The following is a 12,767-nucleotide window of genomic DNA, read 5'->3' as shown; positions in this document are numbered from 1 at the left end:
CCGTTCCAGGACCGGGCGCTCAGCGCGAGGGCCCGTTCCTGGGCCGTTGAGGACGGCTCCGCCCGAAGACGGGCGGCCGGTCAGCGGGACCAGGTGTCGATGTGCGACAGGAGGTCGCCGAGGGCGCCGATGGTGGCGTCGGGCACGGTGCCGTCGTGGACGGGCACGGTGCTGTTGGGCACGAGGACGGCCCGCATGCCGGTGGACTGCGCGCCGTGGATGTCGTCGTAGGGGCGGTCGCCGACGAAGACGCACGCTCCCGGGTCGGTGGCGCCGACCGCGTCCATCGCGGCGCGGAAGGCGCCGGCGTGCGGCTTGGTCCACGGGATCTCGCTGGAGTAGACGGCGCCGTCGAGGAGGTCGAGCACGCCGTCGCGGGCGAAGATGCGCTCGTGCCAGTCGCGCGTCCACATCGTGTTGGACAGGACGCCGACCTTGATGCCGCGCTCGCGGAGGGCCGCCAGCAGGGGCGGCGCGGCCGGGTCGATGAACGTGTGCGGCGTCCACGCCTCGTAGTGCGTCGCCAGGATCGCCTCGGTGGCCTCGACCCCGGCCAGCGTGTAGACCTCGGCGAGGGTGGCGCTGCGGTGCTCGTGCGTGCCCCGGCGCCAGAGCTCCAGCTCGGCGTCCGCGAGCGCGGCGGCGGCGCGTTCGACCTCGTCGGGACCCAGGTGCGCGGTACAGATCCGCCGCCACATGCCGGCGAGCTCGATGTCGTGCCACGGGGTGAGCGTGCCGCCCCAATCGAAGATCACAGCCTCAACCGTCATGCCCGGATCGTAACCATCGGGCCGGCCGTCACGATGATCCCTGTATGCGATGGAGATCACTCCCGGCGGGCGCGACCGGGGGCACTAGGATCACCATCCGCTATTCCCTACCAATTTAATGGGGTAAACGATGCGCAGGTTCATCGCGGGCGTGCTCGGCGCGCTCGCCCTCGGAGCCGCCCTCCCCGCGCACGCCGCGCCGGTGCCGGACGGGCCCGGCAGAGGGCTGCTGCCCGCCTACGTCGGCGGGCCCGCGACACCGAGACCGCTGCCCGGGACCCCCGTCCCGGCCAACCCACACCAGGGCCCGGTGGGCTGGTCGTCGATGCACGCCGACAGCTACGCCTCCGACACCTATCCCTTCGCGGGGCCGCTGGGACGCTCCCCCGAGGTGCGCTCGGAGTCCAAGGGCGGGGCGCTGCCCGGGTTGTGCTCGACCGTCACGTTCGCCAAGCGCACCGGCCTGATCGTCGCGCAGTGCACCAAGGGCCAGACGTTCACCCTCCGGCTGATCGACCCGAAGACCCTCCAGGACCTGGCGACCTACGAGCTGCCGCAGCGCCCGTCCACGATCCAGGCGATCTTCTCCCTCGACCTCGACAAGGTCCTCACCGACACCTCGGGCGGCGCCTACTACTACCTCGACCCGCAGGACCGCGCGGTGCTGGCCGACTCGGCGTTCCACGTGCGCCGCTTCGCGCACGAGAAGGCACCGGACGGCACGTGGCGGTTCACCGTCACCGACGACTGGGACCTGAGCTCGCGCCTGCCGCACGACTGCGCCACCTGGACCAACCCGTGGCCCAGGGGCGAGTGCGACCCGATCACCGCCGTCGGCCCCGACTGGACCGGGCTCATCTGGTGGATCACCCGAAACGGCCGGGTCGGCACCATCAACCCCGGATCGGGCGCGGTGAAGCACGTCCAGTTCGAGCGCGAGGGCGTCCAGAACTCCTTCGCCGCCGCCGAGGACGGCGTGTCGGTCGTCTCCGACCACGCCCTCTACCGGCTGCAGGCCGCCGCCGACGGCACCCCGCAGGTGCGCTGGCGCCAGCCCTACGACCGGGGCAGCGGACGCAAGCCCGGCCAGATCGACCAGGGGTCGGGCACCACGCCGACCTTCTTCGGCGACAGGTACGTGGCGATCACCGACAACGCCGACGACCGGATGAACGTGATCGTGCGGCGCCGGGTGGACGGCGGCCTGGTCTGCCGGATCCCGGTCTTCCGCAGCGGCGCGAGCGCGACCGACAACTCGCTGATCGGGTACGGGAACAGCCTCTTCGTCGAGAACAACTACGGCTACCGCAACTTCTTCGAGCTGCCGCCGGGCGGCTCGAACGCCGGCGGCGTCAGCCGGGTGGACGTCGATCCGGGCGGCGGCGGCTGCCGGACGGTGTGGGAGAGCGGGGAGCACTCCCCCTCGACGGTCGCCAAGGCCTCCGTGCCCAACGGGCTGGTCTACCTGTACGTCAAGGAGCCCCGCAAGGACCTCATCGACGCCTGGTACTTCACCGCGGTCGACGCCCACACCGGCCGGACCGTCTTCAAGGTGCTGACCGGCACCGGCAAGTGGTTCGACAACAACTGGGCGCCGATCACCCTCGGCCCGGACGGGACGGCGTATGTCGGCGTCGTCGGCGGCCTCGTGGCCGTCCGCGACCGGGGATGACCATCGCCGTGCGCGGCCGGGCGTAATCGGGCGTACGGCGGGAAGGGCCCCCTCCAGGAAACGATCGGCGAACGATCCACCCATGGAGGGGGCCATGACCGAGTACCTGCCGGAGAAGGATCCCGAGGACAACATCGACGACATGGGCGACGACGAGCAGGCCGACGACGTCGCGCTCGCCGAGCGGTACGTCGACCGCCCGCCGCCCGACCTGGACGACGAGCCCGGCGGTTCGATCGGCGACGACGAGTACGAGCGTCAGGTGTCGTGGCGCGGCAGCGGCCCGTTCCCGCCGCCCGACGAACCGGCCGAGGAGGCCGCGCTCCACGAGGAGACCGATCTCGGGACGTGAGCCCGGAGCAGTACCCGCGACGGACGGAACGTGACGGGGATCACTTTGCGATTCTGATCCCGTCCGCGGGGAATGCTTTTGCGAGACGGGGGGTTGCCCACGGCGAGCGAGCTTGCGAGGTGACCGGGGGATGGCTGAGACAGTCGTGGCACCCGAACGCGCCGAGGCGCCCGCCCGCCCCTGGCTCGCCCGTCACCGCGGCCTCGTCGTGCAGGTCGTGATGCTCTCCGTCGCGGCCGGGTTCCTGATCGCGATGCGCGACCAGCTACCCGACCTCGGCGCCATGTGGGCCTCCGCCACCCATGCCGAGCCGGGCTGGATGGCCGTCGTCGTGCTGGCCTCGGCCGGCTCGATGGCCGCCTTCGCCCGGCTCCAGCGCAGGCTGCTGCGCGTCGGCGGCGTGCGCGTCTCGCTGCGCCGCGCGTTCGCCGTCACGTACGCGGGCAACGCGCTGTCGACGACGCTCCCGGCCGGACCGGCGGTGAGCGTCGTCTACACGTTCCGCCAGTTCCGCCGCACCGGCGCCTCCGCCCAGCTCTCGGCCGCGGTGATCCTGGTCGGCGGCATCATCACCACCACGGCCTACACCGTCATCGGACTGCTGGCGCTGCTGGCCGACCCGCGCGCCCGGGTCCCGGCGGCCCTGGCGCTGGCCGTTCCGATGTTCCTGCTGCTCACGCTCGTGCTCGCCTACCGGCGGCCCGCGCTGCGCGCCCGCGTCGCCGGGCCGCTCGGCCGGGCCGGCGCCGCGGTCCTGGCGCACCGCCGGATCGCCCCGCACGCCGAGCGGCTGCGGGAGGGCCGCGCCGCGCTGCGCCCGACGGGACGCGACTGGGCGGCGCTCACCACGCTCGCGACGCTCAACTGGGTGTTCGACATCCTGGCGCTGGCCGCGGCGGCCCGTGCCGTGGGCATCGACGTCGCCCCGCAGGGCGTCACGCTCGTCTACTTCGCGGCGCAGGCCGCGGGGAGCCTGCTGCCGCTGCTGCCCGGCGGCATCGGCGCGATCGAGAGCAGCATGGCCGCCTCCCTGGTGGCGTTCGGCGCGGCCCTGGCGCCCGCGGGCGCGGCGGTCGGGCTCTACCGGCTCGCCTCGTACTGGGCCGTGGTGACGGTCGGCTGGCTGGCCTGGCTCGCCCTCCACGAGGGTCCGCGGCTCTCCGAGCAGACCCGGTGCCGCCTGTCGGCGGCCGGGCGGGCCGCGATGGGCGGGCTGACGGCGGTCGCGTTCACGACCCCCTACACGGTGGCGCCCACCAGCACGCCGCGGCCGCGCAACTCCTGACCTCACCCTCACCCGGCCGCCACGCATCCCTCCGCGACTTGTTGCGCTGGTCCCCTGCTGCTAATCTCCCAAGCGAGCGCTTGGTTCACTAATACGGCAGCAGAGCATCAGCGATAACCGGAGGCGCGATGACGTCCCTACGGGTCAGCCTTGGCTACGAACTCGAGGTCCGCGGGCGGTCCCGCGACGTCGAGCGGCGGGCGTTCGAGAACGTCATGGACCAGTGCGTCCTGGCCGACGAACTCGGATTCGACACCGCGTGGTTCGTGGAACACCACTTCACCCGTGGCTTCTCGCACTCGTCCGCGCCCGACCTGGTGCTGGCGGGCATCTCGCAGCGGACCGAGCGCATCCACCTCGGCCTCGGCGTGGTGCTGCTGCCGTTCCAGTCCCCGATCCGCACCGCGGAACGCGTCGCCACGCTGGACGTGATCAGCAACGGGCGGGTCGAGTTCGGCACCGGGCGCGGCGCCTCCCCGCTGGAGTACCAGGCCTTCCAGAAGCCGTTCGAGCAGTCGCGGCGGTTGTGGGAGGAGTCCCTGGAGGCGGTCCTGGCGATCTGGAACGCCGACGGCGAGCCGATCACCCGGTCCAGCGACCACTTCGAGATCCCGAACGTCGCGGTCTACCCGCGTCCGGTGCAGGAGCCGCACCCGCCGGTGTGGGTCGCCTCCACCTCCGTCGAGGGCTACCTCGCCGCGGCCAAGCAGGGCTACAACCTGCTCGGCATGACGATGCTCAAGGGGCTCGACGACGTCGCCGAGGACATCGCGAAGTACAAGCAGTGCCTCGCCGACAACGGCTTCGACCCCGAGTCGCGCCGGATCGCCCTGATGATCCCCTGGTTCGTGGCGCCGACCCAGCAGGAGGCCGTCGAGACGGCCGCCGACCCGGTGCTCTGGTACCTGCGCCGGCAGATCAACCTCGTCGCGCCGCCCGACTACACCGACGCCCGGCACGCCACCCACCGCGTGCTCGGCCAGCAGGCCGTCGGCATGCCCCCGGACGAGGCCATGCAGATCCTGCGCGACCAGCACATGGTGGTCATCGACGACGTCGAGGGCTCCCGCAAGGCGGTCGAGCGGATCCAGGCCGCGGGCGCCACCGACCTCATCCTCCAGGCCCAGGTCGGCGGACTCTCGCACGAGCACGTCTGCAACTCGATGAAGCTCTTCATGCAGGAGGTCATGAAGTGACGTCCTGGATCACCCGGGACACGTTCCCGGCCGGCGGTTCCGCCGAGGGCCTCCTGAACGTCTCCTCCGAGGGCGACCTCGTCGCCCCGCTGGCGGCCGCCGACCGGGCGGCCGCCCTCGAACTGGCCGCCGAGACCCTGCGGGCGGCCGGCCTCGGCGCGTCCGACCGCGTCGTCGTCGCGCTCAACAACGACGGCGAGCCGGCCGGGTCGCTGATCGCGGAGGCCGCCGCCACGGTCGGCCGGGCCGCCGCGTCGGTGGGCGCGCGCGGGCGCATGCGCCTGCACACCGCGCTGGAGAAGACGCGGGCCACGACCCTGATCACCACGCCGGCCGGGGCGATGGACTTCCTGGCACGGCTGCACCTGGAGTTCCTGCTCGACCCGCTCGACCTGGAGCTCCGGCACATCCTCCTGGTCGGCGAGGTGCCCTCGCCCAACGCCTACACCCAGCTCGCCGCCGAGTTCGAGGCGTCGGTCCGGGAGTTGTACGCCGACCCGTTCCTCGGCGTCCCCATCGCGCAGCGCGCGCCCGGGGACACCGCCTACACGCCGGTCCGTGAGGGCCTGCTCGGCCTGGCGCCGCTCGACAAGGACGCGGTGCTGGACGCGCCGTACGCCGAAGGCCTGGCCGAGATCGTCGTCACGCCGGCCTGGCACTCCACCCTGGGCGGCGGCGTGCTGCGCACCGGCCAGGTGGTGCGGCTGTCGGGCGGCGAGGAGGCGGTCCCCGCCCCGGCGCACACCGCGGGCGAGCACGTCCTGGTCCGCGGCCGCTGGTTGTCGGTCCCCCGGCTGGGCGCGGCGCTCACCCGCATCGACGGGCTCACGCACTGGGACCTGCGGGTCACCCGCGAGGGCACGCTCGACGCCGCGGCCCTGCACGTCACGTTCGGCCGCGACTCGCTGGTCAAGAACCCGATGTGGAAGTCGCGGATCGTCCAGGCCCTCTACGCCCTCACGCCGATCTCCATCGAGGTCGTCGTCGAACCGGAGGTCTCCGAGGAGCGCCGCCCCGGCACGGTCACCGACGAACGCGGCCACCACCTCGGCCGCGACCGTTCACAACTGTCCTGACAGCCGCCGGGAGGGCGCGAGATGGATGTGCAGCCGGTCCCCGGCTGGGGGACGATCCCGCGGATGGTGCGCGACCAGGCGGCGAACCACGGTGACGTGGAGGTGGTCGTCGCGGGCGACACCCGGCTCACGCTGGCCGGGCTGGCGCACGCGGCGGCCGAGGTCGCCCGCGGGCTGATGGCCCTCGGCGTCGCGCCCGGAGACCGGGTCGCCGTCTGGGCTCCCAACACGCCCGAGTGGGTGGTCACCGCGTACGGCGTCTGGGACGCCGGCGCGATCATCACGCCGCTCTCGACCCGTTTCAAGGGCATCGAGGCCGCCGACCTGCTCACCAAGGTCGGCGCCAAGGTCCTGATCGTGGCCGAGGGCTTCATGGACACCTCCTACCTCGGCATGCTCGGCGACACCGCCGGGGACCCCGCGGACGGCCGCCCGTTCGGCGGTCTTCCCGGCCTCGAACGTGTCGTCGTGCTGGGGAACGGGCCGTTCGCGGAGCCATCAGGCGAGCCGAGCGCAGCTCGTCCGTTGGAAGGGAGCGCTGGGCGGGGGCTGCGGGATGGCGTCGTGTCCTGGCAGGAGTTCCTCACGGGCGGCGAGGCGGTCTCCCCCGAGGAGGCCGAGGAGCGCGCGCTCGCGGTCGGCCCGGACGACCTCGCCGAGATCATGGCGACGTCGGGCACCACCGGCAAGCCCAAGGGCGTCATGCTCCACCACGTCCAGCTGCTCCGCGGCTACTGGGACTGGGCGGAGATCGTGACGCTCCGGGAGGGCGACCACTACCCGATCATCGCGCCGTTCTCGCACGGCTTCGGCATCAACGCCGGGCTGCTGGCGTGCGTGCTGCGCCGCGCCACGATGATGCCGATCGCGCTGTTCCAGCCGGGCGAGCTGATGGACCTCATCGAGCGCAACCGGATCAGCATCCTGGCCGGCGCGCCGCCGATGTTCTTCAAGATCCTGGACGAGCTGGACGGCCGGGACGTGTCGTCGCTGCGCGTGCTCATCTGCGGTGCCGCCGCGGTGCCGCCCGAGCTCATCCGGCGGCTGGTCGACCGGGTCGGCATCGAGCGCATGATCAACGCGTACGGGCTGATGGAGGGCACGGTCGTGTCGATGACCCGCGCCGGGGACCCGGTCGAGGTGATCGCGGCCTCCACCGGGCGTGCGGTGCCCGGCGTGTCGGTGCGCATCGTGGACGACGAGGGCAAGGACCTGCCGGCCGGCGACGCGGGCGAGATCCTCGTCGGCGGGTACGGCGTGATGCGCGGTTACTGGCAGGACCCCGAACGTACGGCCGAGGCGGTCGACGCCGAGGGCTGGCTGCACACCGGCGACATCGGCACGATCGACGACGACGGCAACGTCGCCATCGTCGACCGGAAGAAGGAGATGTTCATCGTCTCCGGCTTCAACGCCTACCCGGCCGAGATCGAGGGCCTGCTGCTGCGCTGCCCCGGCGTCTCGCAGGTCGCCGTCATCGGCGTGCCGGACGAGCGCATGGGCGAGGTCGGCCTGGCCTACGTCGTCGCCGCGCCGGGCTCCGGGCTCTCGCCCGAGGGTGTCGTCGCCTGGGCGCGGGACAGCATGTCCAACTACAAGGTCCCCCGGCGGGTCGTCCTGCTCGACGCGCTGCCGGTCAACGTCAACGGCAAGATCGACAAGCTGGCCCTGCACGCCCGCGCCGAAGCCTCCTAGCGCGGGCGCGCGGCGCCCGGCACGGCTAGCGCGGGCGCCAGTGCACCACGGTCGTGGTGTCGTCCACGTCCACGAACACCGCCTCGACGGGGAGGCCCGGCCGCAGGTCGGCCGCCTCCCCCTCGGCGAGGTCGCCGTACATGAGCAGGTCGTCGCCCTCGTCCAGCCGGACGAGCAGCACCGGGAACGGCACCTCGTCGGCCATCGACCGCATGAAGACCTGGTGGTTGACGATCCAGCTGTACACCGTGGCGGTCCCCCGGACCGGCACCCACTCGTACATGCGGCAGCGGCAGCGGTTGCAGATCGCCCGGGCGGGGAAGCGCAGCGTGCCGCACTCCTCGCAGCACTGCACGATCAGCTCGTGCCGCCGTACCGCCTCCCACCAGGGGGCCGAGTCACGGTCGGCCTCGGGCCTCGGCCGCTGGGCGATACTCATGCGTCGCTCCTCAGGATCAGCGCCGACGTGCCGGCGAGGACGTACCCGGGCTGGGCGGTCGACAGCGCCACCTCGGCACCGGTCACCTGGCGGTCGCCGGCGTCGCCGCGCAGCTGCGCGACGGCCTCGGCGACGTGGTTGATGCCGTGCACGTAGCCCTCGGACAGGAACCCGCCGTGCGTGTTGACCGGCAGCGCGCCGTCGGACGCGGTCGCGCCGCTCTCCACGAACGGCCCGCCCTCGCCCTTCTCGCAGAAGCCGTAGTCCTCGAGCTGGACCAGCACCGAGTAGGTGAAGCAGTCGTACAGCTCCGCGACGTCGATGTCCCCCGGGCCGACGCCGGCCATCGCGTACAGCCGCGGCGCCATCCGGGCGGCCTCGGTGACGGTGAAGTCGGTGCCGTACGGCGCGCTCCCGGCGCCGGAGAAGAAGGAGTCGCCGCCGCCCCACACCGCGCCCGACACGAGCACCGGCGTGTGCCGCAGGTCCCGCGCCCGCTCGCGCGAGGTGATCACGACCGCGCACGCCCCGTCGGTCTCCAGGCAGCAGTCCAGCAGCCGCAGCGGCTCGGCGATCCAGCGCGACGCCAGGTAGTCGTCCAGCGTGATCGGGTCGCGCTTGAGGGCGCGCGGGTTCTTCACCGCGTTCGACCGCTGCTGGACGGCGATCCGGCCGAACTGCTCGTGCGTGGTGCCGTAGGCGTTCATGTGCGCCCGCGCGAACATCGCGAACTGCTGCGGCGGCGCGAAGTAGCCGTACGGCGCCTGGTACTGGACGTCGAAGAGCGGCGCCGGGCCGCGCCCCGTGCCGCCCATGCGGAACTCCGACCGCGCGTTGATCGCCCGGTAGCAGACCACCGTCTCGGCGACGCCGGCCGCCACCGCCATCGCGGCCTGCCCGATCACCGAGTGCGAGACGCTGCCGCCGCCGAACTGGTCGAGGTACCACGACACCTCCGGCACGCCCAGCGCCGGCGCCACCACCCAGGGCGGCGTCGAGTCGCCCACCCGGTGCGTGGCCAGCGCGTCGACGTCGTCGACGGTCAGCCCGGCGTCCTCCAGCGCCGCCAGGATCGCGTCGACCGCCAGCGTCAGCGTCGAGACCCCGGAGTCCTTGCTGAACGGGGTGTACCCCACCCCTGCGATCGCCGTCCGGTCGCGAAAGCCCGCCACACGCCCTCCCAAAAACAAGCAAGCGCTTGGCCGCGACTCTATCATGGCGCGAGGTCCTAGGACCCGCGTAGGACCTTTGACCGATATCGGCTCCGAACGGAATCAATGGGCCGAGCTGTGCCTTGAGATGGCCATGGATGACGGGAGGCCCGTTCCGGCTTGACACCCGGAACGCCGCCGCCCTATCGTCCAAGCAAGCGCTTGGCTAAGAGAAGGGTTGGATCACATGGGCGACGGGGCGACCGCAGCCGCAGCGACCGTGCGTGATTCGGCCTACCGAACCTTGGGCCAGGGAGTGGAAGGCCGTATGCAGGGATCCCCCAACGGCGCCGTCGGAGCCCCGGTCACCGACATCGACGGTGCCCGGTTCCGGCAGGTGCTGGGCAGGTTCGCGACCGGGGTGGTCGCCATCACGGCGATCGACACCGAATCCGGCCGCCCCACCGGGCTGGCCGCCAACTCGTTCACCTCGGTCTCGCTGGAGCCCCCGCTGGTGGCCTTCTGCGTGGCGCACACCAGCTCCACCTGGCCGCTGCTGCGCGGCGCCGACCGGTTGTGCATCAACATCCTGAGCGAACCCCAGCTCGAGGTCTGCAAGCAGCTCGCGATCAAGGGCGGCGACAAGTTCGCCAACATCGACTGGACCGAGTCGCCGAACGGCAGCCCGGTCATCGAGGGCGCCCTCGCCTGGATCGAGTGCTGCGTCGAGAGCGAGTACGTGGCCGGCGACCATGTGATCGTCGTCGCCCGCGTCCACCACCTCGACAAGCACCACGACGGCGACCCCCTGCTCTTCTACAAGGGCGGCTACGGCCGTTTCGACGGCTGAGCCCGCGCCGCTCCGGCGGCCGGACCGACGCGCAGGAGCCCGCGCCATCCCCGGCGCGGGCTTTCGCGCGTGCGCGTCCCCGTTGGCGCGTGCGCGGTCTCAACGCGCGCGTGCGCGGTCTCAGACGGGGGTCTCCTCCGGCGAGCGCAGGCGCGCGAGCACCTCCACCGGGTCGGCCAGCACGTCCGCGAAGGCGAACTCGGCGGCGCCCACGAGGGTGGCGTCGTCGCCGAGCTCGGCGGTGCGGAGCTTGAGGTTCTCGCGGGGGGCGTTGAGGGCGTTGGTAGCGAGCGCGCTGCGCACCTGGGCGGCCGAGCCGAGGTAGATGTCGCGCAGCGTGCCGCCGAAGACGACCATGCCGGGGTTGAAGATGTTGACCAGGTTGGCGACGCCGCGGCCGAGCCAGTCGCCCACCCGGTGCAGCGCGTCGCGCGCCTGCACGTCGCCGCGGTCGGCGGCGTCGACGACGGCGCGGATCGCGTCCCGCCCGAGCAGGTCGGACGACTCGGTGCGGCCCGACAGCGCGAGCAGGGTCCGCTCCCCCACCTCGGCCTCCAGGCAACCGCGCGAGCCGCAGCCGCAGAGCCGGCCGCCGGGGTTGACCACCATGTGGCCGATCTCGCCGCCGTAGCCGTCGGCGCCGCCGAGCAGCCGCCCGCCGACGACGATGCCGCCGCCGAACCCCACGTCGCCGTGCAGGTAGATGAGGTCGTCGCAGCCGATGCCGATGCCGCGTTCGTGCTCGGCGAGCGCACCCAGGTTGGCGTCGTTGCACACCGCCACCGGCAGGCCGAGGCCGAGGCGGCGGGACAGCGCGTCGCCGAGGGCGACGCCCTCCTCCAGGCTTCGCCCGGCCGCGCCCTCGGCGGCCGGGCCGCGCTCGGCCTTCCGCATGTCCAGGTTGGGCGCGAACCGGATCACGTCGTCGGAGCGGCGCACCGTGCCGGGGAACGCCATGGCGGAGCCGACGCAGACCGCGTCACGGCCCGCCTTGCGCATCAGCGCGCGGGCCGCCCCGGCGAGCGCGGCGACGGTCTCGGCGGCGTCGAACTCGCCGCGGGTGCGGCCCGCCTCGCGGCGGTCCAGGATGGTGCCGCCCAGCCCCACCCGGGCGACGGCGAGCCGGTCGACGCCGAGGTCGAACGCCAGCACGTAGACGCGGGTCGACTCCGGGCGCACCACCAGCGACGGGCGGCCGGCCCGGCGGCCCGGCCCCCGCGGCAGCTCCTCGCGGACCAGCCCCGCGGCCGTCAGATCCGAGGTGAGCGCCATGATCGTGCTGCGGTTGAGGCCCATCGCCTCGGCCAGCAGCGCGCGCGACGACGGCCCCCGGAGATGGACGAAACGCAGCAGCGTGCCGAGGTTGTGCCGCCGGATCTCCTCCGGCGACGGGCCTGCCTTCATCATCCGGCCAGCCCCAGCTCCCCGCTCCGGCCGCTGGTGATCAGCTCGACGACCTGGGCGTGGGTGACGTCCGCCGTCCGGACCTGGGCCACCATGCGGCCGAGGTAGAGCACCGCGATGCGGTCGGACACGGCGAAGACGTCGTTCATGTTGTGCGAGATGAGGACCACGGCCAGGCCCTTGTCGGCCAGCCGCCTGACCAGTTCGAGGACCTGCTGCGTCTGCGCCACGCCGAGCGCGGCGGCGGGCTCGTCCAGCACGATGACCCTGCTGTCCCAGAGCACGGCGCGGGCGATGGCCACGGTCTGCCGCTGCCCGCCCGACAACGACCCGACGGGCGCGCGCACCGACGTCACCGTGCGGACGGAGAGGCCGGCCAGCGTGGTGGTCGCCAGCTCCTCCATCTCGGCGTCGTCGACCGCCAGGCCGCGGCGGCGCTCGCGGCCGAGGAACATGTTCTGGACGATGCTGAGGTTCTCGCAGAGCGCCAGGTCCTGGTGGACGATGTCGATGCCGAGGTCGTTGGCCTCGCGGGGGCTGCCGAGGCGCACCGGCTCGCCGCGGAAGAGGTAGGTGCCCGAGTCCCAGGGGTAGACGCCGCCGATGCAGTTGACCAGTGTCGTCTTGCCCGCGCCGTTGTCCCCGACGAGGGCGGTCACCTCACCGGGGTACGCCGCGAAGGCGACGTCGTGCAGGACCTTGACCGGACCGAAGCTCTTGTCGATCCCGCGCAGGTCAAGAAGAGGTGTCACAGGCATGCCGGGGGGCTCCCACCGTGACGCGACTCCGGACAGGGAGAAGCGGTCGTGGTCGCTGAGCGTACCAGCCTTGTTCGCCCTGCCCGGAGTCGCGAAGTGCACGGTCAACCCCTTGTCGG

Annotated in this window: 12 protein-coding genes; 7 read left to right on the top strand and 5 right to left on the bottom strand. The window is 72.7% G+C overall.

Annotated elements, in window-relative coordinates; all coding sequences use genetic code 11:
* Positions 1 to 80: 80 nt before the first annotated feature.
* Positions 81 to 770, bottom strand: coding sequence for an HAD family hydrolase (locus ABZ810_RS12660; RefSeq protein WP_358402564.1), 690 nt, complete (start codon positions 768 to 770; stop codon positions 81 to 83).
* Positions 771 to 900: 130 nt separating this feature from the next.
* Here ABZ810_RS12660 and ABZ810_RS12655 point away from each other — a divergent pair, with 130 nt between their 5' ends.
* The 6 genes from ABZ810_RS12655 (at position 901) to ABZ810_RS12630 (ending at position 8,046) form a co-directional block, all read left to right on the top strand.
* Positions 901 to 2,442 carry a hypothetical protein gene (locus tag ABZ810_RS12655; RefSeq protein WP_358402562.1) on the top strand — a complete coding sequence of 514 codons (1,542 nt, stop codon included), beginning with the start codon at positions 901 to 903 and terminating at the stop codon, positions 2,440 to 2,442.
* A 94-nt stretch (positions 2,443 to 2,536) separates the two neighbouring features.
* Positions 2,537 to 2,794, top strand: a complete 258-nt coding sequence (locus ABZ810_RS12650) for a hypothetical protein (RefSeq protein ID WP_358402560.1) — start codon at positions 2,537 to 2,539, stop codon at positions 2,792 to 2,794.
* Between the two features lie 130 nt (positions 2,795 to 2,924).
* Positions 2,925 to 4,079 carry a lysylphosphatidylglycerol synthase transmembrane domain-containing protein gene (locus ABZ810_RS12645; protein ID WP_358402558.1) on the top strand — a complete coding sequence of 385 codons (1,155 nt, stop codon included), beginning with the start codon at positions 2,925 to 2,927 and terminating at the stop codon, positions 4,077 to 4,079.
* Positions 4,080 to 4,207: 128 nt separating this feature from the next.
* Positions 4,208 to 5,275 carry an LLM class flavin-dependent oxidoreductase gene (locus ABZ810_RS12640; protein WP_358402556.1) on the top strand — a complete coding sequence of 356 codons (1,068 nt, stop codon included), beginning with the start codon at positions 4,208 to 4,210 and terminating at the stop codon, positions 5,273 to 5,275.
* Complete coding sequence (locus tag ABZ810_RS12635; protein ID WP_358402554.1) at positions 5,272 to 6,351, top strand: hypothetical protein; 1,080 nt, start codon at positions 5,272 to 5,274, stop codon at positions 6,349 to 6,351. The genes ABZ810_RS12640 and ABZ810_RS12635 overlap by 4 nt, the downstream gene beginning before the upstream one ends.
* A gap of 21 nt (positions 6,352 to 6,372) precedes the next feature.
* Positions 6,373 to 8,046 (top strand): AMP-binding protein, encoded by a 1,674-nt coding sequence (locus tag ABZ810_RS12630; protein WP_358402552.1) that lies wholly within the window; start codon positions 6,373 to 6,375, stop codon positions 8,044 to 8,046.
* A gap of 25 nt (positions 8,047 to 8,071) precedes the next feature.
* Here the strand turns inward: ABZ810_RS12630 and ABZ810_RS12625 are convergent, their stop codons facing one another.
* Positions 8,072 to 8,485, bottom strand: coding sequence for an OB-fold domain-containing protein (locus tag ABZ810_RS12625; protein WP_358402550.1), 414 nt, complete (start codon positions 8,483 to 8,485; stop codon positions 8,072 to 8,074).
* On the bottom strand, positions 8,482 to 9,657 hold the full coding sequence (locus tag ABZ810_RS12620) for an acetyl-CoA acetyltransferase (protein ID WP_358402548.1): 1,176 nt from the start codon (positions 9,655 to 9,657) through the stop codon (positions 8,482 to 8,484). The genes ABZ810_RS12625 and ABZ810_RS12620 overlap by 4 nt, the downstream gene beginning before the upstream one ends.
* A gap of 307 nt (positions 9,658 to 9,964) precedes the next feature.
* Here ABZ810_RS12620 and ABZ810_RS12615 point away from each other — a divergent pair, with 307 nt between their 5' ends.
* Positions 9,965 to 10,486, top strand: a complete 522-nt coding sequence (locus tag ABZ810_RS12615; protein ID WP_358402546.1) for a flavin reductase family protein — start codon at positions 9,965 to 9,967, stop codon at positions 10,484 to 10,486.
* A gap of 120 nt (positions 10,487 to 10,606) precedes the next feature.
* Here the strand turns inward: ABZ810_RS12615 and ABZ810_RS12610 are convergent, their stop codons facing one another.
* Both ABZ810_RS12610 and ABZ810_RS12605 read right to left on the bottom strand, forming a co-directional pair.
* Positions 10,607 to 11,890, bottom strand: coding sequence for an ROK family transcriptional regulator (locus ABZ810_RS12610; protein WP_358402863.1), 1,284 nt, complete (start codon positions 11,888 to 11,890; stop codon positions 10,607 to 10,609).
* On the bottom strand, positions 11,890 to 12,648 hold the full coding sequence (locus ABZ810_RS12605; RefSeq protein ID WP_358402544.1) for an ATP-binding cassette domain-containing protein: 759 nt from the start codon (positions 12,646 to 12,648) through the stop codon (positions 11,890 to 11,892). The genes ABZ810_RS12610 and ABZ810_RS12605 overlap by 1 nt, the downstream gene beginning before the upstream one ends.
* Positions 12,649 to 12,767: the final 119 nt, after the last annotated feature.

Source organism: Spirillospora sp. NPDC047279 (assembly GCF_040643285.1).
In the GTDB taxonomy this organism is placed as follows: domain Bacteria; phylum Actinomycetota; class Actinomycetes; order Streptosporangiales; family Streptosporangiaceae; genus Spirillospora.
The sequence above is the reverse complement of the archived record's forward strand: the minus strand, read 5'-3'. Positions and strand labels throughout refer to the sequence as shown.